21 protein-coding genes are annotated in these 18,392 nt (G+C 59.4%); 7 read left to right on the top strand and 14 right to left on the bottom strand.

Annotation, left to right across the window (positions count from 1 at the left end; all coding sequences use genetic code 11):
- Positions 1–48: 48 nt before the first annotated feature.
- A complete protein-coding gene (locus tag ABAC402_RS28410; protein WP_023449119.1) occupies positions 49–729 on the top strand; it encodes a YggS family pyridoxal phosphate-dependent enzyme in 681 nt (226 codons plus the stop codon).
- A gap of 107 nt (positions 730–836) precedes the next feature.
- Here ABAC402_RS28410 and ABAC402_RS28405 read toward each other — a convergent pair whose 3' ends face one another.
- From ABAC402_RS28405 to ABAC402_RS28395, 3 genes are all read right to left on the bottom strand, one after another.
- Entirely contained in the window at positions 837–1,232 is a 396-nt protein-coding gene (locus ABAC402_RS28405; RefSeq protein ID WP_023449118.1) for a DUF1398 domain-containing protein, read from the bottom strand.
- Between the two features lie 3 nt (positions 1,233–1,235).
- Entirely contained in the window at positions 1,236–1,697 is a 462-nt protein-coding gene (locus ABAC402_RS28400; RefSeq protein ID WP_023449117.1) for a MarR family winged helix-turn-helix transcriptional regulator, read from the bottom strand.
- A 171-nt stretch (positions 1,698–1,868) separates the two neighbouring features.
- Positions 1,869–2,393 carry a L,D-transpeptidase gene (locus ABAC402_RS28395; protein WP_031235437.1) on the bottom strand — a complete coding sequence of 175 codons (525 nt, stop codon included), beginning with the start codon at positions 2,391–2,393 and terminating at the stop codon, positions 1,869–1,871.
- 48 nt (positions 2,394–2,441) lie between these two features.
- Here ABAC402_RS28395 and ABAC402_RS28390 point away from each other — a divergent pair, with 48 nt between their 5' ends.
- The 3 genes from ABAC402_RS28390 (at position 2,442) to ABAC402_RS28380 (ending at position 4,084) form a co-directional block, all read left to right on the top strand.
- On the top strand, positions 2,442–3,128 hold the full coding sequence (locus ABAC402_RS28390) for a response regulator transcription factor (RefSeq protein ID WP_023449115.1): 687 nt from the start codon (positions 2,442–2,444) through the stop codon (positions 3,126–3,128).
- Positions 3,129–3,144: 16 nt separating this feature from the next.
- Positions 3,145–3,501, top strand: a complete 357-nt coding sequence (locus ABAC402_RS28385) for a hypothetical protein (RefSeq protein ID WP_023449114.1) — start codon at positions 3,145–3,147, stop codon at positions 3,499–3,501.
- A 61-nt stretch (positions 3,502–3,562) separates the two neighbouring features.
- On the top strand, positions 3,563–4,084 hold the full coding sequence (locus ABAC402_RS28380) for a lipocalin family protein (RefSeq protein ID WP_023449113.1): 522 nt from the start codon (positions 3,563–3,565) through the stop codon (positions 4,082–4,084).
- A gap of 94 nt (positions 4,085–4,178) precedes the next feature.
- Here the strand turns inward: ABAC402_RS28380 and xth are convergent, their stop codons facing one another.
- Together xth and ABAC402_RS28370 are read right to left on the bottom strand one after the other, a co-directional pair.
- Positions 4,179–4,976, bottom strand: a complete 798-nt coding sequence (gene xth / locus ABAC402_RS28375) for an exodeoxyribonuclease III (RefSeq protein ID WP_023449112.1) — start codon at positions 4,974–4,976, stop codon at positions 4,179–4,181.
- A 201-nt stretch (positions 4,977–5,177) separates the two neighbouring features.
- Positions 5,178–5,849 carry an outer-membrane lipoprotein carrier protein LolA gene (locus tag ABAC402_RS28370; RefSeq protein WP_031235435.1) on the bottom strand — a complete coding sequence of 224 codons (672 nt, stop codon included), beginning with the start codon at positions 5,847–5,849 and terminating at the stop codon, positions 5,178–5,180.
- A 374-nt stretch (positions 5,850–6,223) separates the two neighbouring features.
- Between ABAC402_RS28370 and ABAC402_RS28365 the strand changes: the two genes are divergently transcribed.
- Positions 6,224–7,585 (top strand): cytochrome P450, encoded by a 1,362-nt coding sequence (locus tag ABAC402_RS28365; protein WP_023449110.1) that lies wholly within the window; start codon positions 6,224–6,226, stop codon positions 7,583–7,585.
- 117 nt (positions 7,586–7,702) lie between these two features.
- Here the strand turns inward: ABAC402_RS28365 and ABAC402_RS28360 are convergent, their stop codons facing one another.
- Positions 7,703–10,198: a DNA translocase FtsK gene (locus tag ABAC402_RS28360; protein WP_031235434.1), complete on the bottom strand. Its 2,496-nt coding sequence runs from the start codon at positions 10,196–10,198 to the stop codon at positions 7,703–7,705.
- Positions 10,199–10,467: 269 nt separating this feature from the next.
- Here ABAC402_RS28360 and ABAC402_RS28355 point away from each other — a divergent pair, with 269 nt between their 5' ends.
- Positions 10,468–11,712, top strand: a complete 1,245-nt coding sequence (locus tag ABAC402_RS28355) for a UbiH/UbiF/VisC/COQ6 family ubiquinone biosynthesis hydroxylase (RefSeq protein ID WP_031235433.1) — start codon at positions 10,468–10,470, stop codon at positions 11,710–11,712.
- 111 nt (positions 11,713–11,823) lie between these two features.
- Here ABAC402_RS28355 and ABAC402_RS28350 read toward each other — a convergent pair whose 3' ends face one another.
- Genes ABAC402_RS28350 through ABAC402_RS28340 form a run of 3 tightly spaced genes read right to left on the bottom strand, consistent with a single transcriptional unit; the run spans position 11,824 to position 13,489 of the window.
- The gene (locus tag ABAC402_RS28350; RefSeq protein ID WP_040409889.1) at positions 11,824–12,030 is read right to left on the bottom strand and encodes a Trm112 family protein; all 207 of its coding nucleotides are present in this window, start codon (positions 12,028–12,030) and stop codon (positions 11,824–11,826) included.
- An 18-nt stretch (positions 12,031–12,048) separates the two neighbouring features.
- Positions 12,049–12,921 carry a thioredoxin gene (gene trxA, locus ABAC402_RS28345; protein WP_023449106.1) on the bottom strand — a complete coding sequence of 291 codons (873 nt, stop codon included), beginning with the start codon at positions 12,919–12,921 and terminating at the stop codon, positions 12,049–12,051.
- 55 nt (positions 12,922–12,976) lie between these two features.
- Positions 12,977–13,489, bottom strand: a complete 513-nt coding sequence (locus tag ABAC402_RS28340) for a prolyl-tRNA synthetase associated domain-containing protein (protein ID WP_031235432.1) — start codon at positions 13,487–13,489, stop codon at positions 12,977–12,979.
- A 35-nt stretch (positions 13,490–13,524) separates the two neighbouring features.
- Here ABAC402_RS28340 and ABAC402_RS28335 point away from each other — a divergent pair, with 35 nt between their 5' ends.
- Positions 13,525–14,289 carry a DUF6065 family protein gene (locus ABAC402_RS28335; RefSeq protein ID WP_031235431.1) on the top strand — a complete coding sequence of 255 codons (765 nt, stop codon included), beginning with the start codon at positions 13,525–13,527 and terminating at the stop codon, positions 14,287–14,289.
- 163 nt (positions 14,290–14,452) lie between these two features.
- On the opposite strand, the gene ABAC402_RS28330 is transcribed toward ABAC402_RS28335, so the two are convergent.
- The 5 genes from ABAC402_RS28330 to ABAC402_RS28310 all read right to left on the bottom strand — a co-directional run bounded on the left by ABAC402_RS28330 (position 14,453) and on the right by ABAC402_RS28310 (position 18,319).
- Complete coding sequence (locus tag ABAC402_RS28330) at positions 14,453–15,010, bottom strand: hypothetical protein (protein WP_023449103.1); 558 nt, start codon at positions 15,008–15,010, stop codon at positions 14,453–14,455.
- A 105-nt stretch (positions 15,011–15,115) separates the two neighbouring features.
- Positions 15,116–15,781, bottom strand: a complete 666-nt coding sequence (locus tag ABAC402_RS28325; protein WP_023449102.1) for a LysE family translocator — start codon at positions 15,779–15,781, stop codon at positions 15,116–15,118.
- A 50-nt stretch (positions 15,782–15,831) separates the two neighbouring features.
- Positions 15,832–16,605 carry a metallophosphoesterase gene (locus ABAC402_RS28320; protein WP_023449101.1) on the bottom strand — a complete coding sequence of 258 codons (774 nt, stop codon included), beginning with the start codon at positions 16,603–16,605 and terminating at the stop codon, positions 15,832–15,834.
- Positions 16,602–17,399 carry a phosphatase PAP2 family protein gene (locus tag ABAC402_RS28315; RefSeq protein ID WP_023449100.1) on the bottom strand — a complete coding sequence of 266 codons (798 nt, stop codon included), beginning with the start codon at positions 17,397–17,399 and terminating at the stop codon, positions 16,602–16,604. The genes ABAC402_RS28320 and ABAC402_RS28315 overlap by 4 nt, the downstream gene beginning before the upstream one ends.
- Positions 17,396–18,319, bottom strand: coding sequence for a diacylglycerol kinase family protein (locus tag ABAC402_RS28310; protein WP_023449099.1), 924 nt, complete (start codon positions 18,317–18,319; stop codon positions 17,396–17,398). The genes ABAC402_RS28315 and ABAC402_RS28310 overlap by 4 nt, the downstream gene beginning before the upstream one ends.
- Positions 18,320–18,392 lie beyond the last annotated feature (73 nt).

The raw sequence follows: 18,392 nt of genomic DNA, 5'->3' as shown, positions 1-18,392 counted from the left end.
GGGTTATGTCAGTGGCCTTGTCGAGCAGATATTGAAAGCGAGTCCGGTATGTCATTGGTGGAAACCCTGAACGACTCGAGTGCCGCCTATCTTAGGCTGATGGCCAGGATGCACAAGGGCCTGGTCGACGCCGGACGAGCGCCGGAGTCAGCCTTCCTGACGGCGGTGTCCAAGACCCAGCCGTGGAACGTCATCCTGCCGGTATTGCAGGCCGGTCATCGCCGTTTTGGCGAGAACCGGGTCCAGGAAGCGAAAGAGCGCTGGTCACCGGTGCGTGGCGACTGGCCGGGACTGGAGTTGCGGCTGATCGGGCCGTTACAGAGCAACAAGGCGGAGGAGGCGGTCGGGTTTTTTGATGTGATCGAAACGGTTGACCGCCAAAAGATTGCGCGGGCCTTGGCGGAGGAGATCCAGAAACAGGGCCGGCGGCCGGTGACTTATGTCCAGGTCAATATCGGCGAGGAAGACCAGAAGGCGGGGATACTGCCGGCCGAGGCGGATGGATTTATCCGGGAGTGCCGCGAGGTTTTCGGGTTGGAGGTGGCGGGCCTGATGTGCATTCCGCCGGTCGAGGGTCCGCGGGGACCGTATTTTGCCTTGTTGCGCAAGATCGCGCAGCGCAATGGTGTAACGCACCTCAGCATGGGGATGAGCGACGATTTCGAAGCCGCCCTGGCATTTGGGTCGAACGAAATTCGTGTCGGTTCGGCCATCTTCGGCGCGCGTTAAAGCAAAGGCAGCGGGTCCACAGATTACACAAATTTCGCAGATTATTCAGAGAGTTAATTTGTGTAGTCTGCGGAGTCCCAAGGATGGTCTGCCGCCTTACGGCAGCTTCAGTTTGGGAACAGCTCGACGTGGGTTTCGCCGGTGCGGCCATAATAGACGGCGCGGTGCCCGGCCAGGGACACGAAATAGCCGACGCAGCCGGCGCGCAAAATACGTGAACAAAACGCCTTATACTTGATGATGCCGGCCTGGCTGTCGCGGACTGCCAACTCGACGCCGGCGGCATCGAAAGCCTCCGCGGCGGGTTCGGCAAGATCCAGGGTGGGCGTCACTTCAAACCGGCCGTCCGGCAGATAGTAGGTCTTCTCCGCCCGTTGCAGGTCGGCATGATACCGTTCTATGCCCACGGCCGCCAATCGGCCCAGGACCTCTGGAAAGGACATAAGCTCCTGATCGGAGCCAAGGGTACAGGCTTGCGCTGCGCTGCGGATGTCGCTGGTCACGGTTTACTCCGTCGGGATGGTTTTCAGTTTGTGGTAGCGGACCAGATCGCGCATCAGCCGACCCAGGGTTTCGCGGTCGGATTCGCTCATATGTCCGAAGAACTCACATTCGTTGCGATCGGCCAGGGCCGCCAGCAGGGGTACCAGTTCGCGGCCCTTGTCATGGATTTCCAGGATCTGGCAGCGGCGGTCATCCAGGCGAAAGGCCCGGCCAATCATGGATTTAACAATCAGCCGATCGGCCAGCTTGGTAATGGCACCGCGCGTCAAGCCAAGATGATCCGCCAGGGCTGACGGTGACATTGGTCCGTTTTCCAGCAGTTCGCGCAGGACGACCCATTCCGCCACCGTGACCCCCCTGGCTTCGACCTTTTGGGCGAAAGCGTGGGATACGTGATTGGAGACAAAGCGCAGCCAGTAGCCGAGGTGGCGTGTCAGCGGGCTGATCTGAGCGGCGTTGGACATCTGGCTCTCATTGGTTGCCTAGGCAACTATATAAAGACAATATCCTAGTCAACTATAATTTCGAGGCAGCTATAGCGAGATGGCTTCTGGTAGAATCGCCATCTCGCTCTACGTTTTTGTTTTGTCGCGCAATTTGTCCGAAAAGTGCGTCACACTTTATCGGATTGCGCTCTATCGGATTTCGACCTGGTCTCCGGGTTGGGCCGCGCGCAGGAATGCCAGCATGCCATCACCGGACACGGCCACGCAGCCCTCGGTAGCGGAATAGTCGGGTCGCGCAAGGTGCAGGAAAATGGCCGACCCCATACCAGCGACAGGCGGGTCATCGTTATGCCCCAAAACGACGATCACATCGTAGACATGGTCATCACGCCATAGTTTTTCGTGACTGCCGGCATAAGGGAGTTTGACGTGGGTATTGTAGTCGGGGGCCGCCGGATCGTCGCTCCAGCCGTCGTCCGGCGACAGAGCAACAAGTTTCAGCCGCGTTTGCGGGGTATCCATGCGATCCGGTCGGTAAAAAACGTAGCGGATAGGCCAAACACCGGCAGGTGATTTGCCATCGCCCTCCCTTTTGTCACCCGCAGCGATCACGCCCCCTTTCCCCAGAGCACAACGCACACTATGTTCATCAAGGGAAAGTGAAGGGATTCCGACACCTGTGTCCGCTACCTGTGCGGTATAAACCTTGACCATCGGACGAAGTTTCCCTCAAACTGAAAAGAAAACACAAGATACAGGATCATGGTGCAACAAAAAACCCTCCTAATAGTCGATGACGACGACGAACTGCGCGAAGCCCTGGCTGAGCAACTCGAACTTCATGAGGAATTCAAGGTCACTCAGGCCGCGAACGGCGCCGAAGGCGTGCGTCTGGCCAAAACGATCAATGCCGACCTGATCCTGCTCGATGTCGACTTGCCGGACATGGATGGCCGTGAGGCCTGCCGTATTCTGCGCAAGGGCGGGCTGACCACGCCGGTGATCATGCTGACCGGCCAGGTTTCCGATTCGGACACCATTCTGGGGCTGGATGCCGGTGCCAACGACTACGTGACCAAACCGTTCCGCTTTGCGGTGCTTTTGGCGCGGATTCGTGCCCAGGTTCGCTCGCACGAGACCTCGGAGGACGCCACCTTCCGTATCGGGCCATACGAATTTAAGCCGGCGTTGAAGGTCCTGGTCGATCAGACGCAGAAGAAAACGCGCCTGACCGAAAAGGAAACCAACATCCTGAAGTATCTCTATCGCGCCGGCGGCAAGCCGATCTCACGCGAAGAGCTGCTGACCGAGGTGTGGGGCTATAATGCCGGAGTGACGACTCACACGTTGGAAACCCACGTCTATCGCCTGCGTCAGAAGATCGAACCGGATCCGGCCAACGCACGGTTGCTGATGACCGACGCGGGTGGTTACCGCTTACAGTTCTAGCTGAAACCGGAGCCGAATGGCTCCGGTTTTGTTTTTGGGGAATGAGATGTGGTTTCGGATTTTGGCGGTTTTCGTTAGTTTTGCGGGCGTTGCGGGCTGCACGGTCAACCCCAACGACTTGCCCGGGTCCTATTTAAGTTCGGAAGACAGATCGAAGCTCGTCGTCAGGGATGACGGCACAGCAACCGTTACGAAGGACGACGCAGTACGTCAGTACCAGTGGCGGATTCATGAGCGCGCCAACGCCTGTACGCGGCTTGAATTCATGGAAGCCGGGGGCGCCGGTTTTCTTCCCTGTGCTCACTGGTCGATCGACGGCGGCGCCGTGATCTCGCACGGCGCAGATGAATACTACATAAAAAGCAAAGACTGACGGCCGCGATGATCTGAACGATGGCTGGAGCGTATTCATGAGGGGCCACAAGGAGAACACGATGCTTGCCAAAGCCTTTATGCTGTCTGCCGCCACCCTTGCCCTGGCCGGTTGCGCTTCGGTTCCCGAAGGCGGCGGTCCTGCGACCGTGCAGGTTCCGCTTAGCCACTATTCCGGCACCTGGCTGGAAATCGGCCGAAGACCTATGTGGTTGACCGACGGCTGCGTAGCCGGGTACAGCACCTATTCCTCCGATGAAAAGGGAGAGGTTGCGGTCGAGGATGGATGTTACAAGGACACCCCCTCAGGCAAACTTAAGACCATCCGCGGCCAGGGGACGATAGAAGATTTCGGCGGCGCCAATGCCAAGCTGAAGGTGCGCTATCCGCTTTTCATCACTTGGCATTACTGGGTACTGTACGAAGCGCCCGACAACAGCTGGTTCATCAGCGCCGATCCGAAGATGAAGAACCTGTGGATCTACGCCCGCAAGGTGCCGTCAGACGCCGAGCGCTCCGTGATGGTCGCAAAGGCGAAGGAATTGGGTTACGACACCAACCAACTCGAATTCCCGGCATTCTAGAGCGCAATCCGATAAAGTGGATGCCACTTTTCGGGAAAATTGCGCGACAAATCAAAAAACTAGAACTGGCGATTCTACATAAAGCCATCCCGCTCTAAAGTTCGAAGCTGACCTGGGCCGGGACATGGTCGCTGGGCTGGGTCCAGCCGCGGACGTTGTCGTGAATTGTTGCCGTCAGGTCGGACACTCTGGCCATCAACGCCGGGTTCAGCAGAATATGGTCTAACCGAAGGCCACGATTGCTGGCTCGGTAGTCGGCCGCGCGGTAGCTCCACCAGGTGAAGATCTTTTGCGGATCGGGATAGGCGACCCGGAACGGGTCATGGAAGTTACCACAGGCCATGAATCCGTTGAAGGTCTCTACCTCTTGCGGTGTGTGGCTGACGACCTTCAACATCTGGCGATGGCTCCACACGTCAAATTCACCGGGCGCGATATTGAGGTCGCCGCAAATCAGCAGGGGATGGTCGCGGTTGCGCTGTTTCAGGTGGATGCACAGGCGTTCGTAGAATTCCAGCTTGTGATCGAACTTGTCATTGGTGGTTCGATCGGGGACGTCGCCGCCGGCCGGGATATAGAAGTTCCAGATATCGACATCCGTGACGCGGATCGCCTGGGCCCGGGCCTCGCCGCGGCGGCAGAAGGGCAGAAGACCACCCGATTCGAACGGCACCTTTGAGACGATAGCAACACCATGCCAGCCCTTCTGGCCGGCGACCTGGATATGCTCGAAACCCAGTTCGCGGAAGGCATCATGGGGAAATTCGTGCTCCTGGCACTTGATCTCCTGAAGGCAGAGAATGTCCACTTCTGTTTGAGCGAGAAAGGCCTGGATTTGCGGCATGCGCAGGCGAACGGAATTGACATTCCAGGTAACGAGGGAAAGGCGCATACTGTCCGGAAATCTTGCGGGTCAAGCCGCTGTAAAACAACAAAAAACCCGGTTCGTTTTCGCGAACCGGGCAAGATTTTGGCACATAACACGAAGAGAAAAAAGGAAAAACGCACGTCCGGAAATCGAACGCGGTCCAATTTCCATGTGTGAAAAATAACACGCTTGAGAAAATTCTCAAGTAAAAAGTTCAAAATGGATTTATTTTTTTTGCTGCGGCTTGTTGAGCACGAATAGGTCGCCTTTGAAACCGCCTCCACGATTGAAACTGATCAGATGCACCCTGGTGGCTCGGCTTTGCGCGTCCGTAACCGTCCATTCGCGCAAGGTCAGGCCGCCATTGACGGCCTGTTCGAAGACAAGGGCGATCCCGCCTTCGACCTGCTTACGGCGATCGCGCGCCTTCAGGGTAAAGCCGGACGCATTGGACGTGACCTGGGTCACCACGACATTCTGGTCGAGACGAATCTGGCGAGACAGGAACAGCGAAAGCGGGGTTTCCCCCAGGGGATATTCGTCGAACGACTTCAGGCGTGGGTCCCACATCTTCACCTTTTGACCATCGGCGACGATCAGAAGCGCGTAGGGCGCATCATACTCGAAGCGGATCTTGCCAGGGCGAGACAGGAACCAGTTGCCCTGGGTCTTGCGGCCGCGGTAATCGGTCTGCTCAAAGCGGCCCTGGGCTGTCGTCAGGGCCTGGAGATAGGCGGTCGCCTTTTCAATGCGCCCCTTGTCGGCGGCATTGAAACTAGGCGGCGTGATCAGGCCTCCGAATTGATTCTTGCCACTTTGGGCTAAAGCCGGCGCAGTGGACGCCAGCGCTGCGGCTGTAAGGCCGGACAGCAGGAGACGGCGGTTGAGATCGGTCATGAGTTTACCCTTGAAGGTCATGTTCAGTCTCTAGACCGTAAACGGCCGCAACGGCAATTCAAAGGCGCGAAAAAGACGCAAGGCCGCCGCTTTGTGGCCCGGAAATGAAGGCGGGGTGAACCGGCCGTTCAAGCGTTCGTGCAACGCGTGAATTCCGGGGCAGAACGTTGAAAAGCGGCGTTCTGACGCGAAAAACTGTCAATGATTGAAGAACAATCGTTACCGGAAGAGGTTAACAGTCGGTAAATTCTCAATCATTGAAAATGAGCGCAAACATTTATCATGACGGCGATTCGATCCCTTTGTCAAATCTCAGAGCGGGTGCAGCCTTTTGTCGCCTTGCTGCCGCCTGAAAACACTTGCAGACTGGACTGATGGTACTGATCCATCCTCCGGCCCATAAGATCCACGCTCGTCCACTGCCCAAGTGGCGGTGGCTACCGCAGTTTTTCATTAACCCGCTCTCCATCTATTCCGAACAAGCGTTCCAGTCCCTCTATGCCCGGTCGAGCGCCTTCGGTATCGATACCCTGTCGGTCAATGATCCGGCGGGAATCAAGCATGTCTTGCTCGACAATATGAGCAATTACCGGCGGCCGGTTGTGTTGGCTCGGCTGTTCCGGCCGGCCATGGGGCAGGGCGTCTTCCTTGCCGAAAGTGATGAGTGGCGGCGGCAGCGACGGATGCTGGCGCCGCTGTTCACTCCGGCCGCCATCAACGACCTTATCCCACATTTCCAGACGGCGGGCGAACAGATGCTTTCGCGCCTGTCTGGTGGCGGCGAGATCAGTCTTTCGGAAGTTTTTCATCGTGCCGCCCTGGATGCCGTGCTCAAGGCCTTGTTTTCGCTAAAGGCCGAAGGACATCACGCAGATATTCCGGTCATGGTGCGCGATTATCTCGGTGGCGCGGGCCGGCCCAATCCCATGGACGGCATGGCGCGGACTGAAAGCGATTTCGGCTGGGCGATGGCGTCGCGGCAGAGCTTCAGCCGCAAATGGACCGCCATGGTCGACAGCGTGATCGCTGAACGCCGGGCCGCCGGCGGTGACGCCGCCCATGCCCGCGGCGATCTGTTGGACCTGCTGCTGGCGGCGCGCGATCCGCAGACGGCTGAGGGCCTGAGCGACGCCGAAATCCGCGACCAGTGCTCGACCATGCTGGCGGCCGGGTTCGAGACGACGTCGCGGATGTTGTTCTGGGCCAGCTATCTTCTGTCGCTGGACCCGGCAGAGCAGGACCGGTTGTGTGGGGAGATCGCGGCCTTCTCGCCCGATCAGGTAACCAGGATGGAAGACCTGGCGCACTGGCCGAGGTTGCGCAACACGCTGCTGGAGGCGCTGCGTTTCTATCCACCAGCGGCCTATATTACGCGCCGGGCCATGGGAGACGATGAGGTCGGCGGTCATCGCATCAGGGCCGGGACCGAGGTGTGGATCAGCCCCTTCGTGCTGCACCGGCACAAAAAATTCTGGGACCAGCCGACGGCATTTATGCCCGATCGCTTCGCCGGAGTGAATGCGCCATGGGCAACAGTCGAAGCCTATCTACCATTCGGCGCCGGGCCGCGGATCTGTATTGGCGCCAGCTTCGCCCTGGTCGAAGGTCAGTTTTTGTTGGCCCATCTGCTGTCGCGGTTCAGGATATTGGCGACGGATGAGCGGCCAGTTCTGCCGGTCTTCCGGGTTACGACCGTCCCGGACCGCGATCCTGTGTTTTCTGTAGCGGTTGTTTAAGTCGCTGCGGATTGCCCAGAACTGGATGCGTTTTGATGGAATCAAAGCCCCGCCCTAAGTTTTTGTTTTGTCGCGCAATTTTTCTGAAAAATGGCGTCCGCTTTATCGGATTGAGATCTAGTGACCTGGGGGCGGACCCACAAGTATGTCGCGCTTGCCGACATGGTTGGCCGGGCCGACCACGCCTTCGCGTTCCATCTTTTCCATCAGCGAGGCGGCGCGGTTATAGCCGATCTGCAGCTTGCGCTGAATGTAGGAGGTCGAGGCCTTACGGTCGAAAGTCACGAAGTAAACCGCCTTGTCGTACAGGTCGTCGCCTGAACCGCCGCCTTCGCTATCCGATCCGCCATCCGAACCGCTATCGTCTTCACCGCCGTAGGTGACGTCGTCGAGATAGTTGGGCTGGCCCTGTTCACGCAGGTACTGGGCGACGGCTTCGACCTCCTGGTCGGAGACGAACGGGCCGTGCAGACGGGTGATGCGGCCGCCGCCGGCCATGTAAAGCATGTCGCCCTGGCCGAGCAATTGTTCGGCGCCCTGTTCACCCAGGATGGTGCGGCTGTCGATCTTGGAGGTGACCTGGAAGGAGATCCGGGTCGGGAAGTTGGCCTTGATGGTGCCGGTGATGACGTCAACCGAAGGCCGCTGGGTGGCCATGATCAGGTGGATGCCGGCGGCGCGCGCCATCTGGGCCAGGCGCTGGACGGCGCCTTCTATGTCCTTGCCGGCCACCATCATCAGATCGGCGACTTCGTCGACCACCACGACCAGGTAGGGCATGGGCTCGGGCACCATCTCGTCGAACTCGTAGACGGGCTGGCCGGTTTCGTCGAAGCCGGTCTGGACCTTGCGGACAAAGTTCTTGCCTTCGGCGGCGGTGGCGCGGGCGCGTTCGTTAAAGGAGGCGATGTTGCGCACGCCGATCTTGGACATGCGGCGGTAGCGGTCCTCCATCTCCTTGACGGTCCATTTCAGCGCGACGACGGCCTTCTTCGGATCCGTGACGACCGGCGTCAGCAGGTGCGGAATGCCGTCATAGACCGACAGTTCCAGCATCTTGGGGTCAATCATGATGAACTTGCACTGTTCCGGATCCAGGCGGTACAGGATGGACAGGATCATGGCATTGACGCCGACCGACTTACCCGAACCGGTGGTGCCGGCGATCAACAGGTGGGGCATCTTGGCCAGGTCGGTGATGTAGGGCTCGCCGCCGATCGACTCGCCCAGCGCCATTGGCAGGGTATGGGTGGCGCGTTCGAACTCGGCCGAAGCCAGCAGGTCGCGCAGATAGACGGTTTCGCGCACCTGGTTCGGCAGTTCAATACCGATGGCGTTGCGACCCTGAACCACCGACACGCGGCACGAGCGGGCGGACATGTTGCGGGCGATGTCGTCGGCCAGGGCGACGACGCGGGCGCCCTTGACGCCGGCGGCGGGCGCCAGTTCGTACAGGGTGACCACCGGGCCGGGACGGATCTGATCAATGACACCGCGGACGCCGAACTCGGCCAGGACGCTTTCCAGCATGCGGGCGTTCTGGCGCAGGCTGTCTTCGTCGACGGTGTGGCTGCGCGGCTTGGGCTTGGCCAGGATCGACAGTTCCGGCAAGCGGAAATTGCCCGGCCGGAGGAAGTCGAACACCGGCTGCTTTTCAGCCTCGATGCGCGGCGATGGCTTGACCGGCTTGGGCGGCTCGACCCGAATGCCGGGTTCCAGAGGCAGGTCATCCACATCATCGTCGTCGAAAACTGCTTCGCGTTCGATTTTCGGACGGATAAGCGGCTCCGGGCCCTTGCGCGGAGCGGGCGCCAGATTGACCCGTGCTGCCGGCGGATCCAGCGAATCGACGGTTTCGAACGCTTCGTCGTCGACAAAAGTTTCCACCTGTTTGGCCTTGGGTGCCTTGACCTTGGCCGGGCGAACAGCCTTGGCGGCGATGTCCATGGCGGTCCGGTTCATGCCCATGGCTTCCAGGCCGCGACCGGTCAGGCCGCTCAGGGTCTGGCCCAGACGAGCATAGTGGTTCAGCTTCAGGGCCAGGGTCTGGTTGAAGGCATAGGCGGCGATGCCGGCAAAAATCACGCTGGCCAGCACGATACCGACGCCTTGCGGCATGCGCATGAAGTCGAACAGGCTTTGCAGCAGGTCGTTGATGCCCGATCCCCAGAACCCGCCGATGCTTTGCTGAAGTACCGGATCGGCCGAATTCATGATTGGTGCAATAGCCGCGCTGAAGCCCAGGACGAACAGGGTCGCCCACAGGGCGTGCAGCCGGAGCTTCTTTCGCGTCTGGTCGGGGTCGTGATGGAAGGTGCGCTGCAGGCCGAACCAAAGCATCAGCGCGGCAGCTGGCCAGGCGGCCAGGCCGATCGATTGAACTCCGATATCAGCGATGATAGCGCCAAAACCGCCCAGGGCGTTGCGGATGGGGTCGTGGCTGACCGAATTCAGGCTGGGATCGGCGGAATTGTAGGTTGCCAGGGCGACAATCCAGGCGAGGCCTGTCAAGGTGACAAACGCGCCGCGCAAGCGCGCTATAATCGCCGAACGCCAGACGGCGGTCATGTGCGATTCAAAGGCGTTCCAAACGGAGAGAGTTAAGCTGGACATAGGTAAGGCGTCTCTTTAGGCGTCTCTGGGCGGTTCTGCACGGCAGTCGGGGCGGTTCCTTCCCCAGATGCCATGCAAATGGTTAAAACCCCATTTACCAGGGTGCGAGGCATCCAGGACCCTGAATCACTGAAGCGCTGTTCCATGGGCTTCGCTGCACCGGAGGGATCGCGCATAGTTCGTCCTCTCCCGCTTGCTGGGAGAGGGGTTTTTCGTCCGCGTCCGTCCGCCGCATTGCGCTTTAACGGGTCCGGTTTATGATGGCGGCCATGGAAACCTATGACGTCATCATCGTCGGCGCCGGCATGGCCGGTTTGACCCTGGCCCTGGCTCTGGAAAAGGGCGGACTCGACGTCGCCCTGGTCGAAAAACAACCCTTCGACCAGATCTTGGATGCCGGTTTTGACGGCCGCGCTTCGGCCATAGCCTATGCCTGTTTCCGACAATGGAAGGCGCTGGGTGTCGGTGACGATCTGGAGCAGTATGCCTGCCGCATGGATGAAATCTTCGTGACCGACGGTCACCTGCCCGGCGCCGCTAGCCCGAAACCGCTGCCCTTCTTCCTCCATTTCGCCGCCGATGAGATTTCCGACCGGACGGGGAATGAGCCGCTCGGTTACATGGTCGAGAACCGCATGACGCGCCAGGTGCTGCATCGCGCCGTCACCGAACGCGGCATCATGCTGAAAGTTCCGGCGGCAGTCGTCGATCATCGCGAAACCGGCGCCTTTGCCGAGGTTCACCTGGACACAGGCGAGATCTTGCGAGCGCCATTGGTGGTGTCGGCGGAGGGCCGCAAGTCGTCCTTGCGCGAGAAGGCGGGCATCGGCCATGTGTCGTGGGATTATCCCCAGAGCGCCGTGGTCTGCACGGTGAAGATGGAACGGCCGCACAACCATGTCGCCTATGAACATTTCCTGCCGTCGGGGCCATTCGCTATCCTGCCGCTGACCGAGAACCGCGCCTGCATCGTCTGGTCGGAAACCCATGCCAAGGCGAAAGCCCTGATGGGAGCGACGGATGGCTTCTTCTATGACCACCTGCTGGCGCGCTTCGGTGAATTCCTGGGTGAGATCGAGCTGGTCGGGCCGCGGTTCATTTACCCGCTCGGGCTGGGCCTGGCCGAAGAGATGCACAAGGGCCGGTTGGCGCTGTTGGGGGATGCCGCCCACGGAATTCACCCGATTGCCGGCCAGGGGCTGAACCTGGGATTGAAGGACGTGGCCGCCCTGGCCGAGGTGCTCATCGAAGCGGCGCGGCTGGGCGAGGATATCGGCACCGAGCTGGTATTGGAACGCTACGCCAAGTGGCGGCGGTTCGACAATGTCTCGACATCGGTGGTGATGGACGGTTTTGTCCACCTGTTTTCCAACGGCAATCCGCTGCTGCGGGCCCTGCGCGACGTCGGTATGGGTCTGTTCAATCGTGTGCCGGCTTTGCGCAAGTTCGTGATGGAAGACGCAGGTGCGGCCACCGGTGAATTGCCGAAACTGCTGCGCGGTGAGCTGGTCTAACGCTGCTCTTTAGAGATGAATGCGTATTGATCGAATCAAAACGCTTTTCTAAACTGTTGTTTTAAAGAGTAATTTTCTCGAGAACTGGCGTCCACCTTATCGGATTGTCCTTTAGTTCTTTAGGGGCTCGAACTTGCGCGCCTGGTCTACCAGCATGATCGGCACGCCCGAGCGAATCGGGAACGCCAGGCCCGCCGTCGGTGATACCAGTTCCTGTGCCGCCCGGTCGTAGGTCAGTGGCCGGCGGGTTACCGGGCAGACCAGGGCTTCGAGCAGACGCGGATCGACTTCGAGGACGGGTTTAGGGGCGGCGCTGATATCGTTCATGGGGGCGCTTTATGAGAACAGCATGGACGAAAGGCGGCGGCGGCCGGCCTTGGCCAGTTCCGAACCATTGCCGACGGCCGCGAAGATCTTGAACAGGTAGGTCCGGGCCGCCTGGTTGTTCCATTCCGGTTCGTATTTGACGATCTCCAGTAACTGGTTGACCGCATCGACCATCTCGCCCTGGGCGGCAAGGGCGCGGCCCAGGGCGTACATGGCGTCGAAGTCGCGCGGGTCATTAGCCAGACGGGCGTGCAGCTCACCGATATTGGTCGGCGCGTCTTCGGCCAGTTCCAACGCAGCGCGCAGGCCCTGGATTTCGGTGTCCTTGGTGTCGGCCGGGGCCATGTCGAGGAACTGCTTGGCGCGGTCGGGCTGCTGGACCTTCAGGTACAGGCGGGCGACGCCGGCAATAGCCTTGGTGTTTTCAGGTTCCTGCTCCAGGATGAAGCTGTAGGCTTCCAGGGCGCTGGTGACGTCGCCGTCATCTGCCGACTGCTGGGCCAGAGCCAGGGTTTCCTCAATCGTCGGGCCGGATTCGTTGATGCCGAGCTTTTCGACAAAAGTGCGGACTTCCGTTTCGGATTTGGCGCCCATGAAGCCATCGACGGGCCGGCCATTGACGAAGGCGTAGACGGTCGGGATCGACTGGATGCGCAACTGACCGGCAATACCCTGGTTCTTGTCGACGTCAATCTTGACCAGCTTGATCTTGCCCTTGGCCTCGGCAACGACCTTTTCGAGCGCCGGGCCCAGTTGCTTGCACGGTCCGCACCATTCCGCCCAGAAATCGACGATCACCGGAGTCTGCATCGATGTCTCGATGACGTCCTTCATGAAGTTCTGTTCGGTGCCGTCGATGATGTTGGGGTCGTTGCTGGCCATGGGTCCCTCGCTTGGGTTCTCGTGTGACCTGAGATGGCCCCGCACGTGTAAGGAGTCAAGCGGACAGTTGAACGAAGTCCACCACCACCAGCTCCCGGCCCAGCCATTCGATAAACCGGCGGAAATCCGCCTGGCTCAAAGCCGTGGTCGCCGTGTTGGTCAAGGGATGAAAGTTGACGATTTCGGCGTCGAACAGAGCCTTGTCCAACACAAACTTCACTTTTCTATCCGGATCGTTGACGAGCCCGAATGCCGTCACTGAACCTGGCCGCACCCCGAGCGCACTGTAAAGCCGCTCTTCCGACCCGAAGCTCAACCGGCCCGAGCCGATGATTTTGGGCAGGATCTTGAGCTGGATTTGAGTGGTCTGCTCCGCCGAAATGAGCCACAGCTGACTCTTGTCGTCCTTCAGAAACAGGTTCTTGGTATGGGCGCCGGGTAAGGCGGCCTTGATCTCTTCGCCTTCACCGACGCGGAATACCGCCTCATGCCACAGCGTGCTTGTTTTCAGGCCCAAATCGTCTAAGGCTTCGAGCAGTTTATCAGGCGTGTACGGTGGTTCGGTCATGGAGCCGCCATAGCGCAAAGACCGGGAAATAGGCAATGGAATTAGAGTGCTTCGTCATGACCACCTATCCGCCGGAAATCGTGCCGGGACGGCCCGACCGTGACTGGATGGATGAGTTTCACCAGCGCTTCCCGTACCGCTGCCTGCCGCTGGTCATGGCCAACACCACCGGGTGGGAAATCCTGGTGCCGGTCGATTTCACTGTGGTGTGGAACGGAGGACCAGGCAAGAACGACCTGGTTATTACCTGCGACGAAAACCCTGGCTATAACATGGAGCATGTTTGCACCTCGCATTTCACCCATGGTGTGCTGACCTTCCACACAGGCTACCTGTTCCGCACGCCACCTGGCTATGCGGTTTGGGCCACCGGCGCACCGAACTTCATCAAAGACGGTATCCAGCCCCTTACCGGCCTGGTTGAAACTGACTGGCTGCCCTTTCCTTTCACCATGAATTGGCGCATGACCCGGCCCGGCATGGTTACATTTAAGAAGGGCGAACCTTTCTGCTTCTTCCAGGTCATCGAACACAAGAAGATGGATGAGATTCAGCCCATCATCAAAGGGCTGGACACCGATCCGGAGCTGAAGAAAGAGTTCGAGGCCTGGGCGTCGATGCGCGACGAGTTTAACAAGTCGCTCAATGCCCGCGATCCTGAAGCGGTCAAGCTGGGCTGGCAGAAGTTCTACTTCAAGGGCGAAAAGCCGACAACCCAAGGCGCCATGGTTCCGCATGAGGGTGACCATATGAACCGCCGGCGCCTAAAGGTGCCCAAGGTCATTCGCAACAAAAAATAAGAGCACGCCAAAAAACAACGGGCGCCAAAGGGCGCCCGTTATCTTACTTGGACATAAGAGCGGGATTTGTTTTGGTAAAATCAAAACCCCGCTCTAAGTTTTTGTTTTCTCGCGCAATTTATCCGAAAAGTGCTGCACACTTTACCGGATTGCGCTCCAAGCCTTAGCGCCGGTCGTCAGCCGTCGGGCGGACGATGCGCGATTCCAGGTTGCCGCGGATCGATCGGGCATCATAGGCATTGGGGTCACTCCCGGGCTTGGCGCCCTTGTGCATTACGATCTCGGCACGGGCCTCGTAACGGGTATATTGCTGGGAGTCCCAGGAATCGTAACCCATGCCCCAGCCGGTCCAACGGCTGCGGCCATAATAGCGCCAGGAAAGGCCGCCAAAGGCACCTGGGAAGGGATCGGAATAGACCGTGCGGCTGCGGCTATCGGTATCGCGGTTGACGACCTCAAACCAGTCATAGCCTTCCTGCAGGGTCAATTCTGAGGCGCGATACAGCAGATAGGTCTCCACCGTATCGCGCGAGGTCAGATCGTTACCGGCGAAGGTCAGGCGGAACCGGCCTTCTTCCAGCTTGGATTCGGAGAAGCCCGGGCGGTAGTTGCGCGATGACGTCATGTCGGCCGGGGCATAGGGCGTCGGCGTGGTGGCACAGGCTGACAGCAGGGTCAGGACTGCCATTGCGGCCGCGGGCAGAAGAAGTTTCTTGTTCATGATAATTGCTTCCCACCTGTACGGATATTCAGAGGTTAATTCTCTGGGGTTAATTCTCTGGGGTTAATTCTCTGGGTAAAATAGTTAAACGTCAATATGGTCAAATTACGTCTGGAGCATGTCCCAGACACCGTGTCCCAGAATTAGGACTGCAATGGCAACCAGCACAGCTCCGGCGCCGATGTCGAACAGGCGCCGGTTGCGCGGTTGCTGCACCACCCGGGACAAGGTCAGGGCCAGCAGGCCATAGGTCGTCATTGACAGGATATCCATGCCGATGGCCGTGGCGGCGAAGACCGACATCTGAGCGGGCATCGGGCGGCCAATGTCGAGGAACGGCGGCAGGACCACCGAAAAGAACAGCAGGACCTTGGGGTTCAGCATCTGGACAACGAAACCGTCGCGAAGGGTCGAAGACATGGCTGACGCTTCCGGGGCGGCAAGAAACCGCGGGTCGACGCGCTCATCGTCCGGTTTCAGGGCGTGCAAGGCGGTCGAAAACCCCAACCAGCCCAGATAGAGTCCGCCCAGGATTGTCATGATCTGAAAGGCCAGGGGAAAGGTCAGCATCAGCGCCTGAAGCCCCATTGCGGCCGCGATGAACCACACGAGGGTAGCGGCATTTACGCCCGCGACGCCCGCGAAGACATTACGCTTGCGGCCCGAAAGACCCGTCCGGATGAAGAACAGGTTGGCCGGCCCGGGCGAGACAGCCATTAGGGCCATGGCCACAAGGAAAGCATAGTATTTGGCGGGATCGACGGCAGACATGCACCGCCGATAGCATGGTAATTCGGCGTTTGGCCAGATCAAGCCCCAAATCACGCTTTCGTATGGCTTTCGGCTGAGACAATCTTGAAGACATCGCCGCACAGTTCCATCCGGTCGATGCGGACGCTTTTTTCGCCGAAATTGAGCATGTTGAAGCCATTCGGCTGGCGGCGGATACGCAGCGATGTCGTCGTCGATGCGTTTAGAAACAAGGTGGTATGGCCGTCCGTCAGCCGATTTTCGATATAGGCGTGGTGCTGGTGTCCGGCCAGGACAATATCGACCCTGGTATCGTCGAGGCACCGCAGCAGGCGGTTGCGATTGAACAGGGCGACTTGCAACGGCATTTCCCGTGCATTCATAACGGGATGATGCATGACGAAAACCCGCCAGGGCGCCGTCGAGGCGGCAAAGGCGCGGCGGGTATCGCGGCACTGGCGCTGGCTGACCGAACCGTTGGCCCAGTTCCAGTGCGCCAGGACCCGCCGCGCCGTATTGATGCCCTTGAGGTGGACCAGATCGGTCCTCAGTTCCGGCTCCAGGTCTTGCGCAATAAAGCGCTTGTAGCGACCCCATGGATCGTAAAACCGCTCTAAATCCATGCCGGGCAGATCGTGATTGCCAGGAATGCAGAAGACAGGCATGGGCAGAAGGTCGAAAAAAGCCCTGGCCTCCTCGAATTCGGTGCAGGTGGCGTCCTGGGTAATGTCGCCGCTGGCCACCACCAGGTCGGGCTTGTCATCGTGGAAATGGCGGATCAGGCTTTCGGTTGCTGGCCGTGACAGGGAGCCGAAATGCAGGTCGGAAATGTGGGCGATCTTCATGACGATGGCTCCGGGACGGCGGCGTATCGGGCCATATCGGTGGCGTGATTGACAGCGATGTTCAAGCTCCCGGCAATAAGCAGGGTGGCAGCGACCACCCAGATAAGGCGGACTGGATCCACGGGTCCGACCGGTCGCCACATGTAGAACAGGGCCAAAAGGGCCAGCCAGGCGGAGCCGAAGGCCAGGCCGCCGGCGACGTCGGAGAGCCAGTGGGCACCGAGATACAGCCGGGAAAAGGCGATCAGGGCGACCAGGGTGACGCAGACGATGACGATCGGGACATGCCAGACGAACGGTACTTCGCGTGCCAGGATGATCAACAGGAAGCCGTAAAGAACCGCATTGGTGGTACTGTGTCCGCTTGGGAAGGAAAAAACGCTGACCCCTTTATAATGCAGGTCGCCGGGGCGTGTTCGCACCATGGCCAATTTGATAGCGGAATTGATCAGCGACCCGCCGCCGATCGCTGTCAGCCAAAAAACCAGCACACGCCAGTGGCGTTGGTGCACCAGCCAGACGGCGACGGCCAGAGTTACGGCGACGACCACCCAGGTATCGCCCAGTTCGGTGATCACCACCATGATGGGGTCCAGCACCGGACTGCGCATGTCCTGTAGCCGGCGGAATGTGGCGCTATCGATGACCAGCAAGGGGTCGCCTCCCCGGAAAACCTCCTCCATGATTTCGAAGAACAGCCCCGCCATGACGATCAGGATCATGGCAAAGAAGACCAGGGCCCGCCATTCCTGTCTCAGGGGCTTGGGCATGTATTTCAGCAGTCGTGCCTTCATGATTGCACCGGGGGATCGGCCGGCACCAGCAGCTTGATCGACTTTGGCTTGATAACAAAGTCGAGCGGCGTGCGCATTTCCTCGACTTCGCCGTCGATGGACACCAGGTCCTTCCCATGCTTGCTCCACAGGGTGATGTGGCGTCCGGTGAGCTCTTCCAGGTCGGGGTCCTGCTTCCAGTTACCAATCAACAGCCGGACGAGAAAGCGCAGATGGGCCAGGCGTGTCTTGGTGGTCTGGATGTAGGCGGCCAGGCGTCCTCCGGTCAGGGAGGCGCGCTTGAAATTGCTTTCGGTGAGCTTGGTGGTGGTTTTGAATCGATTGTTGGAAATGACCACGGCCGGGGTTCGGAACTTATGCATTTTGCCGTCGATCTGAAGCACCACTCTTTCCTGCTTGTGCCGATCCAGGCTTTCGAAGACGAACCAGAACATCCGCGGCATCAGCAGCAGATTGCCCTGGTCGCGGTTTTCTTCCCGGAAGAGCGAGGCCTCGGGCATGGTGCCGACCGAGGCGCAGCAGAGGAAGATCTCGCCATTGACATAGCCGGCGTCGACATCTGCTTCACGGATTCCGGCTGAATAGGCATTCAAGGCGGTCTGAAGCGTGGTAATATCGAGGTCCTGGGCCAGCAGGTTCATTGTGCCGAAAGGCAGGACGCCGAACGGCTTCTTGTTGTGTGTTGAGAGGTATTTGGCGGTTTCACGGATAGTGCCGTCACCACCGCCAATCAGCAGCGGGTTCTGGTCTTTGCTGAGCCGTTCGAGATGGTCCTGCATATCCTCAGGTTCGCTGAAACACAGTTCGGCTACCCCAATGGCACTGGCCTCGATGGCGCTCTCGATGGCGGATTGGCCCATGTTGAGGACCGTGCCGGACTTGGCATTGATGAGGATGTTGAAGAAAGGTTCCGCCGGCATGGATATTGGTTTGCCCGTCACCGTGCAAAAAAACAATTGGCGTTTGGGTTCGCGTGCCCCAAACGCCGGTGTT

Origin of the sequence: Asticcacaulis sp. AC402 (assembly GCF_000495835.1) — a bacterium.
GTDB lineage: Bacteria > Pseudomonadota > Alphaproteobacteria > Caulobacterales > Caulobacteraceae > Asticcacaulis.
Note: the sequence above shows the minus strand (reverse complement) of the source record. Positions and strands in the feature narration are given on the sequence as shown.